This window comes from Chryseobacterium arthrosphaerae (genome assembly GCF_001684965.1).
Classification (GTDB): domain Bacteria; phylum Bacteroidota; class Bacteroidia; order Flavobacteriales; family Weeksellaceae; genus Chryseobacterium; species Chryseobacterium arthrosphaerae.
The window spans coordinates 3,007,109-3,033,329 of sequence record NZ_MAYG01000001.1 but is presented as its reverse complement, the minus strand read 5'-3'; the positions used below and the strand labels follow the sequence as shown (position 1 = coordinate 3,033,329).

General features: G+C 36.8%; 18 protein-coding genes. 10 read left to right on the top strand and 8 right to left on the bottom strand.

Features of this window, described 5'->3' with window-relative positions; all coding sequences use genetic code 11:
- Window positions 1–13: 13 nt before the first annotated feature.
- Genes BBI00_RS13575 through BBI00_RS13565 form a run of 3 tightly spaced genes read right to left on the bottom strand, consistent with a single transcriptional unit; the run spans window position 14 to window position 3,756 of the window.
- Window positions 14–1,714: a bifunctional alpha/beta hydrolase/class I SAM-dependent methyltransferase gene (locus BBI00_RS13575; protein ID WP_065399265.1), complete on the bottom strand. Its 1,701-nt coding sequence runs from the start codon at window positions 1,712–1,714 to the stop codon at window positions 14–16.
- A 3-nt stretch (window positions 1,715–1,717) separates the two neighbouring features.
- Window positions 1,718–3,019: a phosphatase PAP2/dual specificity phosphatase family protein gene (locus BBI00_RS13570; RefSeq protein ID WP_065399264.1), complete on the bottom strand. Its 1,302-nt coding sequence runs from the start codon at window positions 3,017–3,019 to the stop codon at window positions 1,718–1,720.
- Window positions 3,001–3,756: an SDR family NAD(P)-dependent oxidoreductase gene (locus BBI00_RS13565; protein WP_065399263.1), complete on the bottom strand. Its 756-nt coding sequence runs from the start codon at window positions 3,754–3,756 to the stop codon at window positions 3,001–3,003. Before BBI00_RS13565 ends, BBI00_RS13570 begins: the two co-directional genes overlap by 19 nt.
- A 209-nt stretch (window positions 3,757–3,965) precedes the next feature.
- Between BBI00_RS13565 and BBI00_RS13560 the strand changes: the two genes are divergently transcribed.
- Entirely contained in the window at window positions 3,966–5,588 is a 1,623-nt protein-coding gene (locus tag BBI00_RS13560; protein WP_065399262.1) for a right-handed parallel beta-helix repeat-containing protein, read from the top strand.
- Between the two features lie 105 nt (window positions 5,589–5,693).
- On the opposite strand, the gene BBI00_RS13555 is transcribed toward BBI00_RS13560, so the two are convergent.
- The 3 genes from BBI00_RS13555 to BBI00_RS13545 are packed head-to-tail and all read right to left on the bottom strand — an operon-like array spanning window position 5,694 to window position 8,140.
- Window positions 5,694–6,740: a patatin-like phospholipase family protein gene (locus tag BBI00_RS13555; RefSeq protein WP_065399261.1), complete on the bottom strand. Its 1,047-nt coding sequence runs from the start codon at window positions 6,738–6,740 to the stop codon at window positions 5,694–5,696.
- 4 nt (window positions 6,741–6,744) lie between these two features.
- A complete protein-coding gene (locus BBI00_RS13550) occupies window positions 6,745–7,548 on the bottom strand; it encodes a phosphatidate cytidylyltransferase (RefSeq protein ID WP_065399260.1) in 804 nt (267 codons plus the stop codon).
- Window positions 7,538–8,140, bottom strand: a complete 603-nt coding sequence (locus tag BBI00_RS13545) for a CDP-alcohol phosphatidyltransferase family protein (RefSeq protein WP_065399259.1) — start codon at window positions 8,138–8,140, stop codon at window positions 7,538–7,540. The genes BBI00_RS13550 and BBI00_RS13545 overlap by 11 nt, the downstream gene beginning before the upstream one ends.
- 153 nt (window positions 8,141–8,293) lie before the next feature.
- Here BBI00_RS13545 and BBI00_RS13540 point away from each other — a divergent pair, with 153 nt between their 5' ends.
- Together BBI00_RS13540 and yidC are read left to right on the top strand one after the other, a co-directional pair.
- On the top strand, window positions 8,294–9,901 hold the full coding sequence (locus tag BBI00_RS13540) for a CTP synthase (protein ID WP_065399258.1): 1,608 nt from the start codon (window positions 8,294–8,296) through the stop codon (window positions 9,899–9,901).
- A gap of 178 nt (window positions 9,902–10,079) precedes the next feature.
- Window positions 10,080–11,876 carry a membrane protein insertase YidC gene (gene yidC, locus BBI00_RS13535; RefSeq protein ID WP_065399257.1) on the top strand — a complete coding sequence of 599 codons (1,797 nt, stop codon included), beginning with the start codon at window positions 10,080–10,082 and terminating at the stop codon, window positions 11,874–11,876.
- A 110-nt stretch (window positions 11,877–11,986) separates the two neighbouring features.
- Here yidC and BBI00_RS13530 read toward each other — a convergent pair whose 3' ends face one another.
- Window positions 11,987–12,571, bottom strand: coding sequence for a ribonuclease HII (locus tag BBI00_RS13530; protein ID WP_065399256.1), 585 nt, complete (start codon window positions 12,569–12,571; stop codon window positions 11,987–11,989).
- 298 nt (window positions 12,572–12,869) lie between these two features.
- On the opposite strand from BBI00_RS13530, the gene BBI00_RS13525 reads away from it, so the two are divergent.
- The 7 genes from BBI00_RS13525 (at window position 12,870) to argS (ending at window position 25,194) form a co-directional block, all read left to right on the top strand.
- Window positions 12,870–15,878: a TonB-dependent receptor domain-containing protein gene (locus BBI00_RS13525; RefSeq protein WP_065399255.1), complete on the top strand. Its 3,009-nt coding sequence runs from the start codon at window positions 12,870–12,872 to the stop codon at window positions 15,876–15,878.
- An 11-nt stretch (window positions 15,879–15,889) separates the two neighbouring features.
- Window positions 15,890–17,500, top strand: a complete 1,611-nt coding sequence (locus tag BBI00_RS13520) for a SusD/RagB family nutrient-binding outer membrane lipoprotein (RefSeq protein WP_065399254.1) — start codon at window positions 15,890–15,892, stop codon at window positions 17,498–17,500.
- Between the two features lie 417 nt (window positions 17,501–17,917).
- Window positions 17,918–20,929 carry a SusC/RagA family TonB-linked outer membrane protein gene (locus tag BBI00_RS13515; RefSeq protein ID WP_065399253.1) on the top strand — a complete coding sequence of 1,004 codons (3,012 nt, stop codon included), beginning with the start codon at window positions 17,918–17,920 and terminating at the stop codon, window positions 20,927–20,929.
- A gap of 7 nt (window positions 20,930–20,936) precedes the next feature.
- Window positions 20,937–22,490 carry a SusD/RagB family nutrient-binding outer membrane lipoprotein gene (locus tag BBI00_RS13510; protein WP_065399252.1) on the top strand — a complete coding sequence of 518 codons (1,554 nt, stop codon included), beginning with the start codon at window positions 20,937–20,939 and terminating at the stop codon, window positions 22,488–22,490.
- Window positions 22,491–22,578: 88 nt separating this feature from the next.
- Window positions 22,579–23,031 (top strand): lipocalin-like domain-containing protein, encoded by a 453-nt coding sequence (locus tag BBI00_RS13505; protein ID WP_065399251.1) that lies wholly within the window; start codon window positions 22,579–22,581, stop codon window positions 23,029–23,031.
- Between the two features lie 113 nt (window positions 23,032–23,144).
- Window positions 23,145–23,279, top strand: a complete 135-nt coding sequence (locus BBI00_RS23690; protein ID WP_262487266.1) for a bacteriocin-like protein — start codon at window positions 23,145–23,147, stop codon at window positions 23,277–23,279.
- Between the two features lie 154 nt (window positions 23,280–23,433).
- Complete coding sequence (gene argS / locus BBI00_RS13500) at window positions 23,434–25,194, top strand: arginine--tRNA ligase (RefSeq protein ID WP_065399744.1); 1,761 nt, start codon at window positions 23,434–23,436, stop codon at window positions 25,192–25,194.
- A gap of 57 nt (window positions 25,195–25,251) precedes the next feature.
- Here argS and BBI00_RS13495 read toward each other — a convergent pair whose 3' ends face one another.
- Window positions 25,252–26,220 carry a YihY/virulence factor BrkB family protein gene (locus BBI00_RS13495; protein WP_065399250.1) on the bottom strand — a complete coding sequence of 323 codons (969 nt, stop codon included), beginning with the start codon at window positions 26,218–26,220 and terminating at the stop codon, window positions 25,252–25,254.
- Between the last annotated feature and the right edge of the window lies 1 nt (window position 26,221).

The following is a 26,221-nucleotide window of genomic DNA, read 5'->3' as shown; positions in this document are numbered from 1 at the left end:
GCGAGAAAAATTATCAGTTCAGTGTATTTATTTTTCCCGAAGAAACTGTGAAAATTCCGAAATCATCGATCAGCATATTTTCTTTCTGAACGGAATTAAAAATCATGATGCCGTCCAGCTCCTTCTGGGATCGTCTTCTCATGATCCAGTCTTTATTCTGATGGTTGTTCAGGACATAAGCGATCATCTGTAATTGCGGATGCCAGGGCTGTCCGGTATATACAAGATAAGCGTTCTTTTCTGAAATGGAACTGATCCCCTGAATGGCTCTGCTGGCCATTTCATTATCTCCGAACAGTTCCAGAATTCCTGATACGATCGTAATGTTAGGTTCAATATTCAGCTTTTTATAGGTTTCAGGATCAAAGCAGTCAAAATTGGTAAAGCGGATCTGCTGATATCCTTTTTCTCTGATCACTTTTTCTCCGATCTCAATATTGGAGGTTACAAATTCATTGATGACAATTTCAGCATCAGGATATTTCTCTTTGATATCAAACAGGTAATTTCCGGTTCCGCCGGCAATATCCAGTATCCTGATTTTTCTTCCCTGTTGTTTCAGCGTCTGAATGTTCTGTTCCAAAAGCTGAAGCAGATGCTGTTTCCTGATGCGGATCCCCTTCCAGCCTATGGCATTCAGATAATTTTTATCCATCATTTTCCCGAATCCCAGTTTCCCTTCAGGCTGGTTCCGGTACACGTAATCCAGCGAAGCCCCGGAATCAAAGCCGTATTTCAGGCCGATGGCCATACCGTTACTGAGCTTTCCAATCTTTCCGAGGGAGAATTTCTGAAATTTAAAATTCAGGTTATTTCCTACATTATTCTGAAGATCCTGATATTCTTTTACAGAAAAACGATCCGGTGAAAGAGAATGCGGTTTTGGGGTTCTGCTGAAACATTTCTCTGCAAATTCTGCGATTTTGTCATATACTTTTTCTTTTCCTGTGTCAAACAGAATTCCATGGAAGAAACCGGGAAGCACTTCGTATTTCTTCAGATCCGTGTCAAGTTTATCATGGAAAGTTTTTTGTTCCTTATTGAAAACTACATGATCTTTTTCTGCTGCAAGAATCAGTGTGGGAGTATCTATTGCTTCTGCATCTTCTACAAGACGTTTACCGGCTTTTGCAAGGTCAATAAGCAGTTCAGCGTCTATAGATCTTGAGATCAGCGGATCGGTATCATAGGCTTTTTGCTGCTCAGGATCATGGGTCAGCATTGTAGACTTTACATAGCTCTTGATAATCAGGCCTTTTTTGAGTTTGGTTCCCAAAGTAATCATTTCATTGGCGAGGGGAACAATAAGATTGATTTTGAAGGCAGGAGCAAGAAGTGCCATTCCGGCAATCCGGGGAGCGAAATCGTGTGCCCAGGCAGAAGCAACCACTCCGCCGATACTGTTGGCCAATACAAAAATATCTGTAATGTTCACATGGTATTGTGAATAAAGAAATTTTGAAAAAGCTTCGAGATCTCTTACATAATCCATGAAGACGGATGAGGTGGGAGTTTTCGTATAACCGTGGCCTCTAAGGTCAAAGGCAAAAATATTGTATTTTGAAAACCGGGAAGATTCTGCAATATCATTAAGTCTTTCAGAATGCTCATGCCCCCGGTGAATCATGATGATGCTTTTCTGATGAGGCTGATAATTCCATTCACGATAGAAAATCTCACTGTTGTCAAAACTCTTAAAATGTCCGCTTTTCATAAATTAAAATTTTTTCAGAAAATCACGCAGATAAGAATGGATGACCATATCCTTATTGATGGTTTTCATGGTGTTTATTGCTTCCTCTAAAGGTAAAGATAAAATATTTTTCATCACCAGGATGCCGATCACGGAACTTCTTGTAAATCCCATGGTGCAATGAATCAGAATTTTTCTGTTTTCAGGGAGTTGGGTATAGCTTTTCGTAATATCTGTAATCAGTTTTTTTACTGTTGAAACCTCCAGGTATCCTATGTCAAGAAAAGGAACAGAGTGATAAATGGACTGTTTTTTTAGAGCCTGTATTTCTTCCATTTCGGCAGACAGGTCATATACCGAGTGTATATCGGTTATTCCGAAATTTTTAAGGACTTCAGCATCAGGTCTGGATGAAATATAAATACCAGGAAGAATTTCCACAGGAATTTTATTTTTTATGAAGAACTTCCAGAATATCCAGTATATGAAAAGGTAAGGCGCATAGAATGCTTTTTTTGCCCATGAAATATTTCCTTTTCTATCCTTTAAAAAATAGATGTTGTTCTTTTGATATTGAAACCCAACCCCAAGACTCATCAGAGCGGGCCACAATAAAAACAGCCAGAACTTTCCGGAAAACTCATTCAGCAATAATGCTGCAAGAATCATGATCCAGCCCGATAAGAAATACACATTGGCCACCTGATCGTTTCTGTACAGAAAATCATTTTTTCTATAAGGAAATAGGATAAAACAGAGGTGGGCGAGAATACTTCCGGTGATAAGATCAATACTGTGATGCTGATACGTTGTCAAAGTAGAGATGCCCAACAGAATGAGCCAGATCATTACAAGCGTTCTCCCTTTTTTTAAATTTCTGAAAACCGACCAGAAAATAAAGGCATAAGCAATATGAAGAGAAGGTGCCTGGTTGAAAGGAGAGTCAAATGTTTTTAAAAACCGGAAAGAATATCCAAAAATACTATTTCCCGTTTCAGGCTTGAGCAGGGAAAATTTTAAAGGAAATAAAAGAAATCCGATTCCGGCAGTCACGGTTACGAAAAGCATTCTCTGTGTTAAAACTTTAAGCTCTTCTTTATTCCGGCAGAGAAAAAATACCAGACAAAAAAAGACTCCGCTTGTCATGTAAGGTATGATCGTCCACGGAATAAATGGAGCTGTTCTTTCAAAGCCAAAGACAAATGAAGGAATTTCTTCAAGATTGGAAAGGTACCGGGCAGAACCATTATAAACCACTGCAAACACAATGGTACAAAGAAGAAATGCGTAGATCCTCTGTTGAATTGTCAGTCGTTTTTCATCCATCTGGCTTTTTTGTACATGATCATATTTAATAATGAAGAAGGAAGAACAGATAAAGATTTCATCATCCACTTCATTTTTACCGGAAAAATAACGAGTTTTTTTTGTTTTTCAATCGCCTCAGAGATCATAAGAGTTGCCGTTTCCACATCTATAAGAAAAGGTTTTTTGCTTAAATCATTCTGGTTGAGCAATCTCAGTTTTTCAGTATCTATATATCCCGGAGCAATGGTCGTTACAGAAATCCCGAAAGGCTTCAGTGCCCGCCGGTAAGCATCTGCCATCTGTATGACTGAACGCTTGGTTTTGGTATAAAGACTGGAATTTTCATAGTCTAATATTCCTGAAACGGAGGCAATGACAGCGATGGTTCCTTTCTGCTGGTGTTTCATAGCTTTTCTGGCAGCTTCGAAGCAATTGACAGTTCCCAGAATATTGGTTTGCAGCATTTCCTCAGCTTCTTCATAGGTAATCCTTCCCGCTACATCTTCTGCATAGCTTCCTGCACAGTTGATGAAAATATCAAGATCTTTTTTATCCGAAAGAAAAGCCCCCAATACAGAGCCTATTGAATATATATCACAGACATCGGCCTGAAAAACTTCCAGATTTCCGAAGCTGTTTTCCCGAACTTTCGTGCGATCTCTTCCACAGATGCCTACATGAGCTCCTTTCGCAAGATAATGCCTGGCCAGAGAATAGCCAATACCTGAAGTGCCACCTGCAATAAAAACATTCATGGGTATTTTGTGATTTTCAATTTTGTGTAAAAATAGATTTTAAAAGTGAGAAACAGAAATATACAGAACATCAGGTGAAGGTACATTTGAAAAAGTATAAAAAAATCTGTATCCGGATAAAATGCGTCAAGTTTTGACGTGAGTGCCCTCTATTTTTGCATCAGATTCTTTTCAGAATTACTTTTTATTTAACCTTAAACAAAATATTTATGATTTATACAGAGGATTTTTTCGCTCAGGGAAATACTTATCCCAATGATGACAAGGTACAGCTGGTGGATAGCTATACCTATGAAACCGTAATCTATACTAAAACATCTGTGGGAATACCATCCAGCGGAAATGGAGATGGCGCCATTTACAGGAAAAAAGGGAATGACTTTTATAAAAGACAATGGAATGGTTATGTAAATGTTGCATGGTGGGGAATTGAGGGGCTTTCTGTACAGATGGTAACAGAACGTATCAACAATATATTAAAACTGGGATATCATACCTTTTTTGATAAAATATCTATTGATATTTCCGGTGTACTTTACCTTCAGAGCAACCAAAAGATATTGTCCAATCAATCCAGAATAAAACAGACAAAACCAGATACTGAAATCTTTAACTGTGAAGAAAAAGTGAATGTATCCATCAAAGGTTTTATTTTGGAAGGATTGAAAACGGATTACGATTATAATAAAGCTTCCAATTCCAAATCGGTTGGGGTTTTTTGTTATAAAGCCAAAAAGGTTAATATCGAAAAGAATATATTCAGGAATTTCACTTATGCTGCGGTATCAGGATTGAGAGAACTTGACCACTTTGCATTTAAATTCAACAGAGTGGAAAATGAATTTACTGAAGATTGGGCAAAAATAGCTCCGGGGAAGAAAGATAATGCAGGAATTGCAGTAGGAGGAAAAAATATTGTAGTTTTTCAAAACTATTTCCAAAATTCATCACAGGGTATTCTGATTGCAGAAAATTCTGAATTTGTAACAATTTCAGACAATGATATTGATAATACAATTTTAGAACATGGGATGTATCTGGACGCAGGAATTTCAAATCTTACTGTACTTGGAAACAGGGTGAGAAATACGAAAGGAATAGGGATCAAATTACAAAATTATGACCAGTTGGATTACCCTGATTATATTTGTCATAATATTGTTATATCAAATAATATTGTAGAAAATGCCGGTACTGTAACAGATGAAAATGGAACGCCATCAGGGTATACTGCAGCAGCAGGAGATGGCATCATGATCAATAATACAAATAATGAAGCACCTTATCTGCTTGTTGCAAAAAATGTAGTAGTGACCGGAAATATTGTGAGAAATGCAAAGCAGCATGGAATTAATATCAGGCATATTGAAGGAGGGGTTATATCTAACAATATGATCAATAACACAGAATATACAGGTATTTATATTTCTCATTCCAAAGAAACAAATGTTTCTCACAATGTTATTAAGGAAACCAAAGAAAATGGGATACTTATAGAATCAAATAATAATCTCCTGAATGTGAGCTTCAATATTCTTGAGAGTCCCGGAACTAAAAATATAAGTAATGAAGACAGAATATCAGGAATAAAACTGGTAGAAAGTGCAAACTATGAAATTTCTGTCAAGCATAATAAGATCAGAGGCCATAATGATATGACCTGGGGTATTTTTTCGGAAGGAGGCGCTGGCCAGCCTACTCACGAAATTGAAAGCAATGTGGTCCTGAATCCCCGATATACCGATTATAGGTTTATTGACAATACAAAAAAGCTTAGAATTCTAAGAAATAATTATAAAAATATACAAAATTCCCCTGGGGAAGAACTGTAATAGTTTTCATAATAAATGGTGTTTTCAAAATGGAAGCACCATTTTTATTATAAGGCAATAAGTTATAAAGGAGAAAACAAAATAATCTTACCTCAAAATTTCAATTCAATACTTAATCTTTCGGAAATCTTTCACCGTCTGATCAAAACCATACTGCCACTGCATTTCCATATCCTGTACAAATTGCTGATAACTTTTCGGAAATGAAAAATCAAGCTCAAGTTTTCTCCAGTTGATGCCTTTTTCCATATAATGACCATTCAGATCCTGCTTAATGTTGGTGGTGTCAATCTGAAAGTCGGCTGCAATCCGGTTTGTTTCCTTAAGCCTTTCATTGGCACTGAAACCAAAGACAGAACGGATCAATGATTCTTCTATGGGAGTGTAAGCTTGTTTTTTTTCTGTAATGATTTCATTAGAAATATGCCTGGCCAACTCCACAGGAACGAGATCAATAACGCCTCCCATAAAATAACTTTGACGGAGAAACACGGGACTTACATAAAACATATCGGAAATTGAAGCCCTTGTGCTCTCAAGGATGGAAAAATCCGTCATAATTACGGAATCTTTTTCAACAGCACTGTTCTTGAAACTGTTAAAAGTAATGGCAATATGCTCTGCTTTTATTTTTGCAGCAGTATGAGAATCTGTGAAGATCACTTTCCGGAACAGTTTTTTTTCATTTCTTTTCTGCCGGGATTCCTTTGGGGTAAAAAGAAGTTCAGACCCAATAATAACGGTTGGGATTTCTTTGGAAAACTGAGTGTTTTTTATGGAAGGGAAACATTCGGAAAGATTTTGGGGCATCTCAACAATATAGCGGTTGAAAACATCTTCAATAAATGGTGCCTTTCTTTTGTCAAAACATTTTTTTAATGAAAAAAGACCTATTTCAGAAAGCTTTTTATGCCTTGTCAATACTGTTTTGGATACAAATTGAAAATATTCTTCAGACTTCATATATTCCTTCCGGGAAGCGTGATCGGGAAAAGCATTGATAACAGTTGCTGCAAATGAACCTCCACAGGAAGCGACAAGAACATCCGGCTTCATCCCAAGTTCATCCAATGCTGCATAAATCCCGAGATAAATCATTAATCTGGTTCCGCCTCCTGAGAAAATAACAGCTCTTTTAAATTTTTCATTCATAGCTTTAATTTTTTATCAGGAGCGTTAAAATCCAGAAAAATAAAGGAGCATTGAAGACCAGGCTGTCCACTCTATCCAGTAATCCGCCATGTCCGGGAAGAAGGGTTCCGGTATCTTTTACATGCGTTTTTCTTTTTAAATAAGACATGAAAATATCTCCCAGGAAACCTGAAATTCCAAGACATATCCCTACAATACTATTGATGACACAATCTGTCTTAAGCAGGAAAAATCCTAAAATATTACTTAAAATAATAGTAAGAAAAATTCCTCCCAAGAGCCCTTCCAGCGTTTTGTTGGGACTTATATGGGGAGTAATTTTACGTTTCCCGAAGAATTTGCCCATTAAGTACTGGAAAACATCATTCAATTCTGTCACGACAACAATGAAAATGATAGCATTAAAACCATTCAAAGAGTTTCTAATCCAATATAAATGAGGAAAAGAAAAAAGACAGACCAATAAAGCTATGGATATTCCGGACAATTGCCTTGCAGAAGATTTTAGGATTAAAAAGTAAACAAAGACCAGTATTCCTACAATGGAACTGTATAAAAAGTAATTTTCAATATTCAGATAAAACAGCAGATAAAACTGTGCAATTCCGATGCATATTGAGGAAATAACCGGATTGGAGGGAATCCTGAACATTTTTGAAAACTCAAAAAATGACTGTAATCCTATCCAGGCAGTAAAAACAGCCATGGCAAGCGGATATGAGATCCCCAGGGCAAAAACAATAATGATGTAGATCCATGTTTTTACTCTTAAAGGAACGTCAGCAAATTTGTTGTCTTCAGGCTTCATTCAGTGATTTCTTAAGTCGGGTATAAGTGCTGATGACAAGCAGGATATTAATAATTCCGAAAATATATTCTGAAACAGAGGAGATGCTGACGCCGGAAAACATCAATAAGCCATACAGCCCAAGGATGAGGGCACGGTCACTTTTTCCCATCGGTCCATCGTAACGTCTTTCTTTTCCTACAGTTTTTCCCATCAGCCCGGCAAATTCGTTGATCACACTTAAGATAATACATATAACGATCAGGTATAAACTTTCAGGCTGAAATTTCAGTAGCGGAAAGAAAATAATGACATCCGAAATAATATCGCCCACCTCATTCAAAACTTCTCCAAGTTTACTGGTCTGATTAAATTTCCTTGCCATCATTCCGTCCAGGGCATTTAAAGCCATTCTCAGAAGCAGTCCGATGGGTAGACTTAAAAACAGCCATTTTGAAATGCCGGCATTCCAGAATAATATCCCGATGATCACTGATAAAAGGATGGAACCAACGGTGATCTGATTGGCTGTAATCTTATTCTTATGTAAAAATAACAGGACAGGAGTGAGCAGCTGCTGGAATTTTGGTTTGAGTTTATATACCGAAATCATGATGGTTATTGCTTTGTGTCATTTGTCTATACCAAATATAGATAAATTTTTTAATCAGGTTTTATAATTGTTTGAAGGGTGTTTTTGTATTTTCAAAATGTAAATAATTGCTTTGTGTTTCTTTTTCCCCTAACTTTGCACAAACCTAATCTAATGAGTAAAAAGAATACAAAATACATCTTTGTGACAGGAGGTGTTACTTCATCTTTGGGAAAAGGAATCGTTTCTGCTTCTCTGGGACTATTGCTAAAATCACGCGGTTTTAACGTAACGATCCAAAAACTTGATCCTTATATCAATATCGACCCGGGAACTTTGAATCCTTATGAACACGGAGAGTGTTATGTGACTGAAGATGGTGCGGAGACGGATCTGGATTTAGGTCACTACGAGCGTTACCTTGATGCTCCTACATCCCAAAACAACAACGTTACTACAGGAAAAATCTACCAGACTGTCATTGAAAAAGAAAGAAAAGGAGACTTCCTTGGAAAAACAGTTCAGGTAATTCCTCATATTACTAACGAAATCAAGCGTAGAATTAAGATCCTTTCAAAACAGAACTACGATATCATCATTACCGAGATCGGAGGAACTGTAGGGGACATTGAATCTTTACCGTACATTGAAACTGTCCGTCAGCTGAAATGGGAACTGGGAGAGAACAATTCTATGGTAATTCACCTTACTTTACTGCCTTACCTGGCTTCAAGCGGAGAATTGAAGACAAAACCGTCACAGCACTCTGTACGCCAGTTGATGGAAAGCGGAATCATGGCTGATGTATTGGTTTGCAGAACGGAACATAAAATTCCAAAAGATCAGAGAGCCAAATTGGCCCAGTTCTGTAACGTTCCATTAGAAAACGTTATCGAATGTAAGGATATGGAAACGATCTATGAAGTTCCGATGTATCTTCAGAAGCAGAACTTTGATGATGTAGTTTTAAAAGAACTTGATCTGAAAAGTGATAAAGATGCCGATCTTAAAGACTGGAAAACTTTTGTGAAGAAATTCCAGAATCCAAAGAAAACCGTTGAGATTGCCCTGGTTGGAAAATATGTATCTCTTCAGGATTCCTATATTTCTATTGCTGAAGCCTTCAAGCACGCAGGAGCTGACCTTGAAACTGAGGTAAAAGTAAGATGGGTATACAGTGGAGATATTACAGAAGAAAATATTAAAGAAGTACTGAAAGGAGTGAACGGGATCCTTGTCGCTCCAGGTTTCGGAGACAGAGGAATCGAAGGAAAAGTACTTACTGCAAAATATGCGAGAGAAAATAAAATTCCGATGTTGGGAATTTGTTTAGGAATGCAGATCATGACGATTGAATTTGCCAGAAATGTTTTAGGACATACAAAAGCAAACTCTATGGAATTTGATACCGCAACTCCGGATCCTGTGATCTCATTGATGGAAGAGCAGAAGAATGTTGTAGATAAAGGAGGTACAATGCGTCTTGGAGCATGGAAATGTGCTCTGAAAAACGGTTCCAGACTGAATGATATCTATGGAAGCAAAAATATCTCTGAAAGACACCGTCACCGTTATGAATTCAACAGTGATTATCTTCAGGAATTTGAGAAAAACGGCTTCCTTGCTACAGGTACTAACCCTGAAACAGGATTGGTAGAAGCCCTGGAACTTCCTGATCACCCGTTCTATGTGGGGGTTCAGTACCACCCGGAATATAAGAGTACGGTGGCAACACCGCATCCTTTATTCAGAGCTTTCATCAAGGCTTGCGAAAAGAAATAAGGTAAATTTTTATCATAAACGTCTAGCTATAAACTCAGGTTGATTTTTCTCAGCCTGAGTTTATTATATACTAACAACGTAAAGCATAGAGTTTTGATAAAAAAACAGTATTTTTGTCAGCTCAAATTACGTACATCCGTACGTACATTTTAAGTTTAAAATTTTAATATAAAATAAAATGCAACAAAACAACGGAATCGATAAGAAGCAAATGATCAGTTTTGCGGTTTTATGCCTGGTTCTCTTCGGTTTTATGTTCTATTTCCAGAACAAGCAGATGAAAGAAGAGGAGCTGAAAGCTCAGCAGCAAAAGACAGAACAGGTAAAAAATGCTGTAAAACAAGCTCAGGTAAGCAATATCAATCCAAATGTAACTCCTAATGCAATCCAGACCGCAAGTCTTGGAAATAATGAACTGAAACTTGAGTTTTCAAGCTTGGGAGGACAGGTTTCTAAAGTAGAGCTTTTGAAATATAAAGCATACAACCAGAAAACAGACAACGCCGATCAGCCACTTTACCTGATCAACAAAAATAATTCTAAATACGGATTCCAGTTTAAAGATAAAACAGGAAAGGTGATCAATACTAAAGATTTAGTTTTCTCACCTGCTGTTAATGGAAACGCAGTAACCATGACTGCCAATTATAATGGTGCTGTCATCCAGTTTATTTATACTTTATTAGATAAATATACATTGGATTTTAAAGTAAGAACGCAGGGACTTGCCAATATTACAGCTGATAATAAGGCAGATTTCATCTGGGATTATAGTGTAAGAAACCTTGAGAAAGGTAGAGCCCAGGAACAGTCTCACTCAGAGTTTTCTTACGCTTTCAATAATTATAAAGACTATGATTATGACGGAAGAACAACAATGGAGGAAGAAAAAGAAACTCTTAACTGGATTGGTGTAAAACAGCAGTTTTTTGCCTCCGTCATTGAAGCTAAAAACGGATTTACGCAAAGTAAAGGAAATCAGGAGAACGTTGAAGAGGGAGAATATCTGAAAAAATTAAACTATGAAGGTTTTGTTCAGATGACTGGCAGTGAGCTGAATCAGGATTTCACATGGTATTTCATGCCATTGGATTTACCTTTGCTTAAATCATATGATAAGAATTTTGATGAGATCCTTCCGCTGGGCTGGTCATTCATCGGGGCGATGAACCGTTACTTCTTTATGTGGTTATATGCCATCATTGCAGGCTGGGGATTATCTGCGGGCTGGGTGATCTTTGTAATGACGATCATTGTTAAGCTGATTCTTTCACCAATTATGTATAAACAGCACAAGCTGAGTGCCATGATGAAGGTGATCCGTCCGGAAATTGATGAGGTTAATGCGAAGTTTAAAGATGCTGATCCAATGAAGAAACAGCAGGCAACGATGGAAGTTTACAGAAAAGCCGGAGTCAATCAGATGGCGGGATGTTTACCTGCATTGGTTCAGATTCCTATTTTCTATGCATTATTCCGTTTCTTCCCGAACTTTATTGACCTTAGAGGCCAGGGATTCTGGTTTGCGAAAGATCTGACGGCATATGATGATCTGATCAAGCTACCATTTAAAGTTCCTTTCTTAGGGGATCATTTAAGTATTTTTGCATTGGCCTGTACAGTAGTTATTTTGATCTATACTGTAATGACTTCCGGAAATATGCAGCAGCCACAACAGGAAGGAATGCCTAATATGAAAGTATTAATGTATATTTTCCCGATTACATTCTTATTCTTCCTGAACACTTCAGCGTCAGGTCTTTCATGGTACTATTTCGTATCCAATGCGATTAACATTCTGATCATTCTTGTGATTAAATACTGGATTCTGGATGAGAAGAAAATTCATGCTCAGATTCAGTCTAATAAGGAAAAACCGAAAACAGAAGGTAAATTCCAGAAGAGAATGAGAGAAATGATGGAGAAAGCTCAGGAACAGCAGCAAGCTCAGGAGCAGCAAAGAAAAAAGAAATAGAAGAATAATTTCGTTAAAATAAAAAAGAGAAGCACTCATTGAGTGCTTCTCTTTTTTATTGAATCAGGACATCAAAATACTTGAACGTCTTGATTTATGTACTGTATTTTTTAATCATATTTCAGCCTGAAAGACTGTCTGTGATATTGCGTAGGGCCATGTTTTATGAGGGCTTCCTGATGCTTTTTGGTAGCATAGCCGAAATTGGTGTCCCAGCCATATTGGGGATATTCCTCATGTAGTTCGATCATCAGTTTATCCCGGTAATTTTTCGCAAGGATAGAAGCCGCTGCGATGGATAATACTTTAGAATCACCTTTAATGATACATTGATGCGGAATATAATTATACGGATGAAATTTGTTACCATCCACTAAAATAAGCTCCGGTGTTATTGTTAATTGGTCCAGTGCACGGTGCATAGCATGGATACTTGCATTAAGGATATTGTGCTCATCAATGAATGCAGGCGGTAGTTCTGCAATGGCATAATTCTTTACATTATCCTTGATATAGCTGTCCAGATCCATCCGGGTTTTGAATGTTAGTTTTTTGGAATCATTCACCAGATTCTGTTTGAAATCATCATCTAAAATAACTGCAGCAGCTACCACGGGGCCACTTAAACAGCCTCTTCCTACCTCATCACATCCGGCTTCAATATAAAGATTTGACCAGTTTTTTATTAACTCCATGAAGTTCTTTCTGTCCTGCAAAAGTATAAAATTTAAAAACAAATGATTTTATGGGGTTTTTAATATTTTCTTAATTATGGTATTAGTATGTTATTTTTGCTTTGTTTATGCGTGTTTATTGTTAATTTTATTCTGTTTTTTTATTTTTAAAATTTTTACTTTTTTGTTGTTTTATCGGCTTTTATCGCGTGTTTTTATTGATGTGTTTTATATGAATTATGAAAAATTAACATTTTTACTTGCTGATTTTAAGAAAGTTTCACATATTTGTAGGCAATAAAAAATAATCATTTTAAACATGAAGAAATTAACTACAAGTGTTTTAATTGTTGTTCTGTCATCTTCCCTGGCTATGGTAAGTGCTCAGACGACGCCAAAAAAGGATACTTTAAAAGAAACCGCAATTGGCGAGGTTGTGATAACTGGAGCAATGGGGATTAAGAAAAAGTTAGATCAACAAACTTCATCTGCTTCAGTTGTTAATAATGCTGAATTAACTCAAGCTAACAACCAGAATGCAGCTGCTGCACTTACAGGTAAAGTTGCTGGGTTAACAATTAGCCAGTCAAATTCAGGGGTTAATGGTAACTTAGATATTAGAATTAGAACTTCTAAAACGCTTACTGGTTCAACGACTCCTTTGATTGTTATTGATGGTGTTAAATCGTCGGTGAGTGTCTACACTCAGCTTCCTTCAGACATGATTGAATCACAGACAATCTTGAAAGGAATGCAGGGTGCGGCTCTATATGGATCTGATGGTGTAAATGGAGCTATTATTGTAACCACTAAAAAAGGAAATTCTGGAAGTAAAAGAGTTAAAGTTACTTTGAATAGTGGTGTAGAATTCGAAAATGCTTTATTTGTTCCAGATAGACAGAAGAAATATGGACAAGGATGGTACGGGGAAAGAATCCATGTTGAAAATGGAGCTTGGGGCCCTGCTTATGATGATCCTAAATACGCAGGACAAATGTTGCCATCTGGTATACCTTTGTATGATGTCAACGGTGATGGTGTTATTACTATTAATGGAAATAACGGAAATACTCCACAACAGGACATTTCCTCTTCGTTATTTTTTAAATATGCGCCTCGCTCAAAAGATAATGTTAAAGACTTCTTTCAAACAGGAAGTTTGTTGAATAATAGCTTAACGGTTTCAACGGGTGATGCTGATGCATATGCTTCATTGACGATAAATAATCAACAGAAAGAATTTATTGTAAGAGATGATATTAATAAAAGAACTAGTGTTTTATTTAAAGGAGGATTCAAAAAAGATAAATGGATTCTAGATGGAATGGCTTCCATAACAAATAATTCTACAAATGTGACAAATGGTGACGTTTATCCAAATATCCTACACGCACCAGCTGAAATTGATATTCGTCAATTTGATGGGGTCTTAAATAATGATAGAGGCTATGCATGGACTATGTATTATGCTAACCCTTATTGGGATATTAAACATAACCGCGGAACAAGTAAGACTACAACTTTTAATGGAACTATTAACTTAACTTATAAGATAAATGACCATATTAGTATCATAAATAATGGTTCTGGTCAATATGTTGTAGGGGATGGTTTGTCTTGGAGAGATGCATATTCAGGTACTGCACAAAGGCCAACAATTAGTGGAGTATCAGCTATTGGTGCTTCATATGCACAATCGAATTCTATCAGTAGATTTTTGTATAACGATTTGATGGCGGATTTTAATTATGATCTGACAGACGATTTACAGATGAATTTTCTTGCCGGATTTAACGTTCAGGAATCATATTCTAAAACAACTTCCGCAGGAGGAACTGGTTTGAATATACCGGGTAAATATACTGTTTGGAATGTAGTAACTCCTACACAACCTTATAATCTGAATAATGCTAGAACACTTGCTAGAAAATATGCTTTTTTTGGTAATTTAGATTTAAACTATAAGGATTATCTATCATTAAATGCAACGATTAGATCGGAGTGGAGTTCTAAATTTATTAACTCACAAGATGTTGGAAACAGTAAATCAGGATATGTTTATCCTTCTGTTGGGGTTTCGTTTAATGCAAAAAATGCATTTAGTGGACTTAAGGCATCGAATGATTTAAGTAGATTTGTAGTGAAAGGATCTTGGACAAGAGTAGGACAAGATGACCCTGTAGGAGTTTTTGGTATTGAAGATACAGCAATCTTGGGGAATGGGTTCCCATTTGCTGGAGGGCCATTGAGTTTTGTTGGAAATTCACAGCCTACAGCATTTAATGTAAAACCTCAATTTATTACGTCGACTGAATTTAATTTAGGTTTAGGATTTTTCAAAGATAGAATATTGTTAGATGTGAATGCTTTCCAGACGGATACTAAAGATCTAATTACATGGCAAAGTACTTCCAGTGCATCTGGAATAAATCGTAAATTAATCAATATTGGTAAGATACAATCAAAAGGTATTGAAGTTGAATTAGGACTTGTTCCAATTAAGACACAAGATTTTAAATGGGATATCAGAGCTTCTTATTATACACAGAGACAGAAAGTTCTAGAATTGCCAGATGGTCAGGATGAAGTAGCTATTTATAGTTCAGGAAATGTAGGTATCTACGCTGTTAAAGGAGAAAATTTCCCAATTATTAAAGGAACCGGATATTTGAGAGATGATCAAGGAAGGATAATTATTGATGAAAAAACAGGTAATCCTCTTGCTACTAACAGTTTTATTAATCTTGGTCAAACAGATCCAAAATATATTTTAACTTTTAATACTAATTTAAAATATAAAAACTGGAGTGTATATGCTACAATGGATTATAGAGCTGGTAATAAAATCTATTCCGATACAATGTATCGTCTAGCATGGGGTGGTTATTTGAATGATTCTGCAGAATTTGATAGAACTCAGGGTGGATACGTTATTCCTAATTCTGTATATATGAATTCTGCCGGACAGTATGTCGCAAATACAAGTATTAAATCTGGTGGGACTTCTTATAATGATTTACCTGGTTATTATGGAGGTGTTTATTCTAGTATAGCTGAAAACTTTGTGATAGATGCAAAATCTTTTAAAGTTAGAGAGTTAGGAATTAATTATACATTAGGTAGAGATACTGCAAGAAGTTTTGGGATTGAGGGCTTACAATTTGGTGTTTATGCAAGAAATCCATTCTATGTCTTCTCTAAAGAAAATAGAGGGTATGCTGACCCGGAAGCGAGTCTTTCTAATGGAAGTAATATAAGAGGGATCTCTTCTCAGACCCAATATCCTTCAACTAGAGTAATTGGTTTTAATACAATTATTAACTTTTAATTTAATCTGAAATGAAAAAAATACTTTATACATCTGCAATAGCAGCATTATTATTAAGTTCTGCTTCTTGCTCGAATGATTTTATTGATGTCAACCATAACGATAATGAAGCATATAACAGTGAGTTGTCACCTAAAGAAAGGTTAGCCGCTGCTGAAACAACCTTGCATGCTACACATGCCGTTACATTAAATAGATTTGGAAACTTAATGATGAATGCATGGGTGGGTAATATATATCAATATACAGCGCCATTTGATGATGAAATGAAAATGAATGTTAATAGTACTTTTTACAACGGTATATGGGATAATTACTATTATGGAATCGGAAATTTACAAAGGCTTATTGATACCCCTAATGCTAATACCCAGTTTCCTGGTTATGTTGCGGCAGCAAAAATTATGAAAGCTTATTATATGCAAACGATTGTTGATTTGTATAATGATGTACCTTATTCTGAAGCTTTTAAATTTCAAAGTAACGTTACCCCTAAATATGATAAAGGAAAAGATGTATATCAAGCTTTACTAAAAGAGTTGGATGAAGCCTTAGCTTTATTGAATACTACAACTCCCCCAACAATTCTTGCTTCTTCTGATGTTATGTTTAAAGGGGTTGCGGGTGACTGGATTAAATTTGGTAATACCGTTAAGCTTAAAATGTTAGTAAGATTATCAAATACAACAGATTCATCAGTAATTGCCTATAGGGATTCTGCAATGAATACATGGCCAACTTTATCTAAAGGTTTTATTACTGAATCAGCCATTATCAATCCGGGATATAGTTCAGCTTCTGTAGCACAACAGAATCCATTATATAGAAATTATGGAGCTATTAATTTAACAAGTGGTGAAATTAATGCGAATTATAGATTAGTTTTAGCTAGTGCTAATATCGTTGACAATATGATGGGGCGAGTTCCTCTTACTTCAGGGGTTGTTGACTCTAGAATCCAAAGAATGTTCTATGCCAATGCTTGGGCTAATTTAGAAGATGCTGAAATCACAGATGGATTTGAAGGGTTTTTCGGCTTAGAGCAAGGACTGACTTCTAATCCAAGTAACACCGGAGGTGATTATGCAGGGCTAGGTATAAAACAGTTTTTAGTGCTTAACTCAAGTGGTCAGATCAGTTCTAGTGAAGGTTCAAAACAAGACGGTATCGTAATGTCTCTTGCTGAGGCGGAATTATTGCAATCAGAAGCTGCGGTATTGTATCCGGCAAAATTCAGTGGTGGGCAAGCTCATTTTGAAGCGGGTATCAGAGCTTCATTCACTTTCTATGGACTTTCGGCTACTTCAGCAAATAATTATATTTTAAATAGCAATACCAAAGCGAATGTTGGATGGAATGCTAGTACGAATAAGATTGCTGCTATTCAATATCAAAGATGGATTGCTTTAACCAATATTAACCCAACAGAAACGTTCATTAGTTATACTAAAACAGGATTCCCAGTTACTCCTATGCCTGTTGGTGCTACTACTGCTACAAGACCGGTAAGATTAATTTATCCACAGTCTGAGTATGTTGCAAACTCTGGAAATGTTCCAAACATGGTGAAAAATGATGCGTTTTCAAAAACAGGTCAATATGCACCATTCTGGTTAAAATAACCCAAAACAAATTTTTAATATATTTTATTACCGCCTTCGGGCGGTTTTTTTTGTGTTTGTAAATTTTTAAGGAGCGTTTTTTTGAAAAAAAATAATATGCCAAGCATTGTATTTTTTCAGGTTTTATCAGGCTTTTTTGCGAAATAATAGTTCACTTGATTGAGAGTCAGATTATTATATAGTTTGACAGTATGTGAACGTATAGATATTATCAATGTAAATGATTGTTATTATTTCTTAAAAAAAAATAAAGTTTAAATGTATTGATTTTGTTAAATATTTTGTTTTTAACTTATTTTAATATTTTTTTTATGTTGTTTTTTTGTAAATATTGAATAAATGATATTTTTTTTAATTTTTGCTTTGTGGTATTAATAAAGTTTTACAAATTTGTAGGGTACAAAAATTAAATTTGATATGAAGAAACTAACAACAGGTCTTCTTGTTTTGGTATTGTCTTCTTCTATAGCTGTTGCACATGCTCAGGCGAAGAATGATACTATCAAAACAAAAGAAATCGAGGGCGTGGTAGTAACCGCACTCGGAATCAAAAGAGAGAAAAAATCTTTGGGGTATGCTTCTGAAGAGGTAAAGGCAGAAGCGCTGACAGGCGGAACTACAAATACCGGTAACGTAGCAGGATTACTTTCAGGTAAAGTAGCAGGTTTACAGGTTAATACCAATAATAACTTTGGCGGATCATCCAACTTATTGATCAGAGGATATAAATCACTGTCAGGAGGATCTCCGCTAATTGTAATTGACGGTTCACCGGTAAATAACGGAAGTGTTAAAGGAACTGTATTTGATTACGGAAACTTTTTATCGGATATCAACCAAAACGATATCGAAAGTATAAACGTTCTGAAAGGAGCTGCCGCTTCGGCTTTATACGGAGAACGTGGTAGTGACGGGGTAATTTTGATTGTTACCAAGAACGGCCGCGGAAAACAGGATGGAAGCTGGGGAGTAACACTGAACTCAAATATTAATGTAGGTTTTATTGATAAATCTACTTTCCCTAAATACCAATCGAGATATGGTGCCGGGTATGGACCACAGTATGGAAATGATACAGATGGAGACGGTAATCCGGACGAGTATTTCAACCATGACCCGAATACCGGAGAATTCCAGGTTCCTCTTACTGAAGATGCATCTTACGGAGCTGAATTTAACCCTAACCTGTTAGTTCGTCAATGGTATTCCTATGACCCGACTTCTCCTTATTACGGGATGGCGACACCTTGGGTAGCTGCTAAGAACGGACCTATCAAATTTTTTGAGACTCCTGTAACGTACGTTAACTCAATCTCCCTTGAAAAAGGAAATAAATCATCAAACATTTCCTTATCTTACTCAAATATGCTTTCTAATGGTTTGTTACCGAACTCAGATTTGAGGAAGAATAACTTAACAGCCAAGTTTAGCTACGACTTTACTGAAAAACTTCATGCGACTGTCTTTTCAACCTTAACGATCCAGGATACAAAAGGTAGAAATGAAACAGGATATTCTGATAATATCGTAACCGGTTTCAGACAGTGGTGGCAGACCAACGTAGATATTTATGATCTTAGAGATGCATATGCCAGATCTAATAATGGAAATAACACATGGAACAGAACTTCCGGGGAAAATGGAACACCGGCTTACTGGAATAACCCTTATTTCCAAAGATACCAGAATTATCAGTCCGATTCCAGAACAAGAACATTCAGCTATGCTCAGTTGAAATACGATGTTTCTAAAAACTTCGGAATTACAGGGAAATTATCTTACGACAACATGCAGATGTTGATTGAAGAAAGATTGGCTAACGGTTCATTGCCTCAGGCATTTGGTGCTTCAGGAAATAATGTGACCTCAGGATATTCCCGTCAGGATGTAAGAACTTCCGAGACTAACTTTGATTTATTTGCTAATTATAAGTTTGACATTGTAGAAGATCTGAACGTTAGCGGTATCGTAGGAGGGAACATCAGAAGAAACTTAAGTGATGCGGTATATGCAAGTACTGAAGGAGGTCTTGCAACTCCGGGATTATTTGCGATTTCAAACTCTGCCAGCCCGATCATTCCACCGGATGAGAATTATGCAAAATGGCTTACATCGAGTTTATATGCTACAGCATCTTTCGGGTATAAAAACTTATTATTCGTAGACGGTACTTATAGAGTAGACAGAAGTTCAAACCTTCCGAAAGCTAATAATACCTACGATTACTATTCAGCAACAGGATCCTTGATTCTTTCAGAATTATGGAAACAAAACTGGTTAAGCTTCTGGAAAGTAAGAGCCAACTATGCGGAAGTAGGTTCATCAACAGTTAACTATCAGTTAAATAATACGTACAGAGTAAGAGGAGGATTCGGAAGTACAGGATTGGTAAACCAGTCTTATTTCTTAGCGAATCCGGATCTTAAACCACAGAGATCGAAAGAATTGGAATTTGGTATGGAAGCTCAGTTCCTTAAAAACAGATTAGGTTTCGATATCGCTGTTTATAAAACACGTACCCTTGACCAGATCATTAACCTTCCGGTAACCTCTGCTACAGGATACAGAACATTCCTTGTAAATGCAGGACAGATTAACAATAAAGGGATTGAAATTCAGTTAAACGGTACACCATTTAAAACTTCTAATTTCAGCTGGGATATTGATGTAAACTGGTCTAAAAACGAAAACGAAGTAATCTCTCTATACGGTGATTCTCAGAACTACCTATTGGCTCAATATCAGGGAGGTGTTTCTTTGAATGCAAGAGTAGGCCAGGCATTTGGAGCTTTAGTAGGATCAGACTATGTATATAATGCCAACGGAGAACGTGTAATAGACCCTGCTAACGGTAGATATTTAAGAAATCCAAATCAGGTAATCGGTAACATTACTCCGGACTGGATCGGAGGGATCAGAAACAGCTTTAACTATAAAGGAATTTCCTTAAGCTTCCTGATTGATATTAAACATGGCGGAGATGTATTCTCAACAGATATGTACTATGGTCTTGCTACCGGATTATATCAGGAAACTGCTATAGGTAACGACAGAACTGCAGGTGTGATCAATCCGGGAGTAAATCCAAACGGACAGGTTAATACCACTCCTACAAGTTCACCGGAGTTTTTTGGTAACGTAGACGGATACAGAAGAATGCCAAACAGCAGATTCGTGTATGATGCTTCTTATGTGAAATTAAGAGAGGCAAGTATCGGCTACAGCCTTCCAAAATCAATTCTTGCCAATACTTCTATACAGGAGGCAAAAATTTCTTTGGTCGGAAGAAACCTTTGGATTATCCACAAAAATTTACCTTACGCAGATCCTGAAGCAGGAACTGGAAACGGATTGGCTTCAAAAGGAAACTCTATCGGGGTTCTGCCAACAACACGTGACATCGGTATCAATGTAACACTAAAATTCTAAAACAAACATGAAAAAGATATTTTTAATATTAAGTCTAATTTCTTTAACGGTAGTCACCAATTCTTGCGAAAGTGACATCACGTCTTTGAATGAAGATCCGAAACACCCGTCAGTAGTTCCTTCAGGATTACTGGTAGCAAGTGCGGAGCAGGCATTAATATCACAGATGCTAACACCAAACGTTAATAATAACATCTCAAGATTCTTTACTCAGCAATGGGCACAGACTACTTATGTAGATGAATCCAACTACGATATGGTGACAAGACCTATCCCAAGAAACCATTATAATGTAATGATGGCTTCCAGATCTGCTACTGTGCACTCTGCAGGGGTTTTATCAGCACTTAGAGATGCTAAGCAATTCCTTGAGGGCGAAGGAGTAAGTGCAGCTAAGAAAAATAATAATATTGCTATCATCGAACTGATCAGCGTATATACATGGGCCAACCTTGTAGATACCTATGGAGATGTTCCTTATTTCGGAACTTTAAAAGCAGTACCGGGAAACCCTGGAGCTTCTGAAATTCCTTATGATGATGCTAAAACAATCTATCTGGATCTGATCAAAAGAATTGATGCTGCTGTTGCAATGATCAATACTACAGAATCCGGTTATACTGATGATTTGTTCTATAAAGGAAACATGTCTAAGTGGAAAAAAATGGGGAACTCTTTGAAATTCAAATTGGCAGTAACCATGGCAGATGCTGATCCGGCATTCGCTAAAACTACTGCTGAAGCTGCTTATGCTGCAGGTTTATTCGAAGGTAAAGAAGATAATTTCGGTTTGGCGGCTTTCCCATCAGGATTATTTTCTAACCCTGTATATCAGGAAGATGTACAGTCTGGTAGAAATGACCTTGTTCCTTCAGAAATGTTAATCAACTATATGAACTCTACCTCGGATCCTAGAAGAGCGAGATGGTTTGTAAAGGCAGAAAGAGAATTCGATAAAAATACCGGAAAATATAAGCCTAACACAGGATTTTATAAAGGAGGTGTTTATGGAAAAGGTAACTCATTTGTGAACTATTCGCATATGACTTCTCCAAAAATAGATATTAACGGAGTTCCTGATATGGGAGAAGATGGCGATTACATGCTTTTCTCAGAGAATGCGCAAGGATTTTTGTTGGATTATTCAGAAATCTCATTCTTAAGAGCTGAAGCAGCAGCACGTGGCTTTAGCGTAGGAGGATCAGCAGCAGGTCTTTATGGAGAGGCGATTACAGCTTCTATGACGGAGTATGGTATTGCTCCTGCAGCAGCGGTTGCATTTATCGCAGCAAATCCTTATGATGCTTCAAACTGGAGAAAGTCTATCGGTTTCCAGGCTTGGGTAGCCATGTTTAATAAAGGATTCCAGGCATGGAACTTTGCAAGAAGACTAAATTACCCGGTATTTGAAAATCCTGAAGATTCTACAGTAGAATCAGTTCCGGTAAGAATGAAATATTCTGATCAGGAATACTTACTTAACAAGACTTATGTTGAAAAAGCTGCTGCAAAAATCGGTGGAGATAAAGTATCAACAAGAGTTTTCTGGGATGTAAATTAATTTGACGTATCTTAGAAAAAATAATAATGAATGGTATTCCTGTAGCAATACAGGAATATCTTTATTTTAAAAATATAAAAAATATAATATGAAGTTTTTGATCGGGCTTATTGCCATAATGGGGGTTGTTTCTTGCGGTAGTGATGATGATAGAAGCAATACTAAAGTAGAGGAGGTGAGTGTTAATGGTACATGGAAACCTTCCCGGTATGAATTTAAAGGGAAAAGCTATCCGGTATCTGCTTGCGAAAAGAAAGGGCAGATACACATCAATGCCGATTTTTCCGGAGTTTATGAAAGATATGATACGGATGCATCCACAGGAAACTGCATAAAACCTGAAGGTTACTCAGGAAAATGGGTTTATGACAGAATGTACGGTAAATTAACACTTACGTATACTGAAGCAGGAGCCAGCAAAACTTTACAGAAAAGTGTGGATGACTTTTCTTCTACTGAACTTAAAATTGCTGATGCTACTAAAAATGTAGACGGAATAGCCGGAAACGACGATGCTGTTTTAGTATATGTTAAAGAATAAAAATAGTCTTCGGTAGGTTTATCTTTGAATGCCAAAATTGAGGATAAGGTAAATCGAGATCTGGGGACCGTTTTCAGACATTATTACATTTTAAAATCACAAAAAAAACTAATATGAAAAATTTAAAAAAAATGTCAGCACAGGACTTGAAAAACATTCAAGGAGGTTCTGCACCGGAATGGTGTGTGGGTTCAGGAGGATGCTGGGACCCTGTTAAAAAAACATGTTATTCAAACGGATGTCCTTAACACTGTTTTAAAGAATTTAAAAAGAGACAATTCTTAAACATAAAAACCGCCTTCGGGTGGTTTTTTTATTTCCGTATATTTGTAACTCAAATTTTGAACAGAAACAGATCATAAGAATGTTTCAGTGATGAATATTAAAAGAGAACTTAGAAGCATGAATATTAAAGATATTATAGAACAGAAACTTTCAGAAGTCATTTTAAATGTATATCAGTTAAAAGACATCAAGCTGGAAGTTCAGGAAAATAAAACGGAATTTGAAGGTGACTTTACGATTGTCACTTTTCCGCTGGTGAAACAATTGAAGAAAAACCCTGAAAGCATTGGCGTTGAATTGGGAGAAGCTTTAACGGAGCAGACCGAGCTTTTCGAAAGCTTTAATGTTGTAAAAGGTTTCCTTAACGTTAAAGTTAAAAACCAATTGTTTGTCGATAACTTCAGATCGGTAAGCAAAGAATTTTCAACCATAGAAAAGAAAAATGCTACCGTAATGGTAGAGTATTCTTCACCAAATACCAACAAGCCTTTGCACTTGGGACACATCAGAAACAATTTATTAGGATTTTCTGTAGCACAGATCCTGAAAGAAGCAGGGTATGATGTGATCAAAACGCAGATCATCAACGACAGAGGAATTCATATCTGTAAGTCGATGCTGGCATGGGAAAAATTCGGAAACGGAGAAACGCCTGAAACAACGAATACAAAAGGAGATAAGTTTGTCGGAAACTACTATGTGGAGTTTGACAAAAATTATAAAAAAGAAATTGCAGACCTTGTAGGTCAGGGCATAGGAGAGGAGCAGGCTAAAAAAGATGCTCCGATGATGAAAGAAGCCCAGAAAATGCTTGTTGACTGGGAAAATGGTGATGAAACCGTAAGAAATCTCTGGAATGAAATGAACTCATGGGTATACAGAGGGTTCAATGAAACCTATAAAAGGTTAGGGGTAGATTTTGATCAGGTTCAGTATGAAAGCAATACCTATATTTTAGGAAAAGACCTTATTCAGGAAGGATTAGATAAAGGAGTATTGTACCAGAAAGAAGACGGTTCTGTCTGGTGTGACCTGACGGATGAAGGTCTTGATCAGAAATTACTGTTACGTTCAGACGGTACTTCAGTTTATATGACCCAGGATTTGGGAACAGCGGTTGAGCGTTTTAAGCAGAATAATATTCAGAAGCTGATTTATACAGTAGGAAATGAGCAGGATTATCACTTCCAGGTTTTATTCAAGATATTGAAAAAATTAGGGTACCAATGGGCTGATCAGTTATATCACCTTTCTTACGGAATGGTAGAACTTCCTGAGGGCAAAATGAAATCCCGTGAAGGAACCGTGGTAGATGCAGATGACCTGATGCAGGAAATGTATGAAACTGCAAAATCTAAGGCTCAGGAGCTTGGTAAGCTTGAAACCCTTTCAGAAGAAGATAAAGAAGCATCTTATGAAACAGTAGGATTGGGAGCATTGAAATATTTTATGCTGAAAGTGGATCCTAAGAAAAAAATGCTTTTCAACCCGGCTGAAAGTATCGATTTCAACGGAAATACAGGGCCGTTCATTCAATATACTTATGCACGTATCCAGTCATTGTTATCCAAAGCGGGTACTTTGCAGACAGAAACAGCGGATATCGAATTAAACCAATCCGAGAAAGAACTGATTATGCAGCTGGCCAACTTTAAAACAGTGGTAGCAAAATCTGCAGAAACTTTAAGCCCTGCTTTAGTGGCCAATTATGTATATGACCTTGTGAAAGCATACAACTCATTCTATCAGAATAACCCGATTCTGAATCAGGAAGATGAAAATATAAAGCACTTCCGTTTAAATATTTCAGATCTGACAGCGAAGACGATCAGAAAATCGTTAGAACTGTTGGGAATAGGAACCGTAAACAGAATGTAAAAATAAAAGCCTTTTGAATTTTCAAAAGGCTTTTTTATTTTAAATATGCCGGATGCATTACAGTTGTTTTGAATCCGGTATTTCCTGTGTTTCATTCTCTTTTTTGCCGGCCATCTGTTTCAGGCTATCGGCATACAGCTTAGCGGGAGTCCATCTTGCATGTTTAGAGAGAGTCACTTCATAGCCTTTTTTGTACGTATACACTTTGGTAAATTTAGCTCCGAAAAAGATCAGCATACAGGAATAATTGATCCACATCATAATCAGAATCACTGTTCCGGCTGCCCCGAATGCTGAAGTAGGTTTTACCTGGTTGAAATAAAGGCTTAGTAAGAATTTTCCCAGGGTAAATAACACCGTTGTTAAAAAGGCGCCCCGCCAAACAGACTTCCAGGTAATCTGTATATCAGGCAACACTTTAAACATCATAGCAAATAAAAGCATGACAAGCCCGAATCCGATGGAGAAATTGACCAACTCAACAAGCATATATGTTTCAAATCCAAAATACTGGGTAATAATCTTATTAAAAAGACTGATAAGGGAAGATAAAACCATCGTGATCATCAGTAAGAAACCCAAAATGAGAATCATCCCAAGGGAATTGGCCCTGTCTAATAAAAATTTGACCAAAGCTTTTTTGGGAGCAGCTTCTACATCCCAGAGCGAATTCAACGAATGCTGCAGCTGAAAGAAGAGCGTAGTGGAACCAAAAACCAATGCTCCTACTCCCACGGCCTTCATAAAAATATTTTCTTTGTCAATCAGTGCACCTGCCAGCATTCCTTCAATACTTTTGGCTACATCAGGCCCCATGATACCGCTGATCTGGGTACTGATCTGTCCCCGGATCGCTTCTTCACCAAAAAAATTTCCAAGTACCCAGATGATAATGATCAATAATCCCGGAATGGAAAAAATTGCATAATAGGCCAGGCTCGCCGAATCTTTTGATGCGGAAGAGCTGTTCCATTCTGTAAATGTATCCTTCAGAACCTCCCAGAAAAATTTAGCATTATGAATCATA

Excerpts from the sequence above, each read along its gene's own strand:
- BBI00_RS13575 (WP_065399265.1), bottom strand. The coding sequence starts at position 1,714 with ATGAAAAGCGGACATTTTAAGAGTTTTGACAACAGTGAGATTTTCTAT.
- BBI00_RS13570 (WP_065399264.1), bottom strand. The coding sequence starts at position 3,019 with ATGGATGAAAAACGACTGACAATTCAACAGAGGATCTACGCATTTCTT.
- BBI00_RS13565 (WP_065399263.1), bottom strand. The coding sequence starts at position 3,756 with ATGAATGTTTTTATTGCAGGTGGCACTTCAGGTATTGGCTATTCTCTG.
- BBI00_RS13560 (WP_065399262.1), top strand. The coding sequence starts at position 3,966 with ATGATTTATACAGAGGATTTTTTCGCTCAGGGAAATACTTATCCCAAT.
- BBI00_RS13555 (WP_065399261.1), bottom strand. The coding sequence starts at position 6,740 with ATGAATGAAAAATTTAAAAGAGCTGTTATTTTCTCAGGAGGCGGAACC.
- BBI00_RS13550 (WP_065399260.1), bottom strand. The coding sequence starts at position 7,548 with ATGAAGCCTGAAGACAACAAATTTGCTGACGTTCCTTTAAGAGTAAAA.
- BBI00_RS13545 (WP_065399259.1), bottom strand. The coding sequence starts at position 8,140 with ATGATTTCGGTATATAAACTCAAACCAAAATTCCAGCAGCTGCTCACT.
- BBI00_RS13540 (WP_065399258.1), top strand. The coding sequence starts at position 8,294 with ATGAGTAAAAAGAATACAAAATACATCTTTGTGACAGGAGGTGTTACT.
- yidC (WP_065399257.1), top strand. The coding sequence starts at position 10,080 with ATGCAACAAAACAACGGAATCGATAAGAAGCAAATGATCAGTTTTGCG.
- BBI00_RS13530 (WP_065399256.1), bottom strand. The coding sequence starts at position 12,571 with ATGGAGTTAATAAAAAACTGGTCAAATCTTTATATTGAAGCCGGATGT.
- BBI00_RS13525 (WP_065399255.1), top strand. The coding sequence starts at position 12,870 with ATGAAGAAATTAACTACAAGTGTTTTAATTGTTGTTCTGTCATCTTCC.
- BBI00_RS13520 (WP_065399254.1), top strand. The coding sequence starts at position 15,890 with ATGAAAAAAATACTTTATACATCTGCAATAGCAGCATTATTATTAAGT.
- BBI00_RS13515 (WP_065399253.1), top strand. The coding sequence starts at position 17,918 with ATGAAGAAACTAACAACAGGTCTTCTTGTTTTGGTATTGTCTTCTTCT.
- BBI00_RS13510 (WP_065399252.1), top strand. The coding sequence starts at position 20,937 with ATGAAAAAGATATTTTTAATATTAAGTCTAATTTCTTTAACGGTAGTC.
- BBI00_RS13505 (WP_065399251.1), top strand. The coding sequence starts at position 22,579 with ATGAAGTTTTTGATCGGGCTTATTGCCATAATGGGGGTTGTTTCTTGC.
- BBI00_RS23690 (WP_262487266.1), top strand. The coding sequence starts at position 23,145 with ATGAAAAATTTAAAAAAAATGTCAGCACAGGACTTGAAAAACATTCAA.
- argS (WP_065399744.1), top strand. The coding sequence starts at position 23,434 with ATGAATATTAAAGATATTATAGAACAGAAACTTTCAGAAGTCATTTTA.
- BBI00_RS13495 (WP_065399250.1), bottom strand. The coding sequence starts at position 26,220 with ATGATTCATAATGCTAAATTTTTCTGGGAGGTTCTGAAGGATACATTT.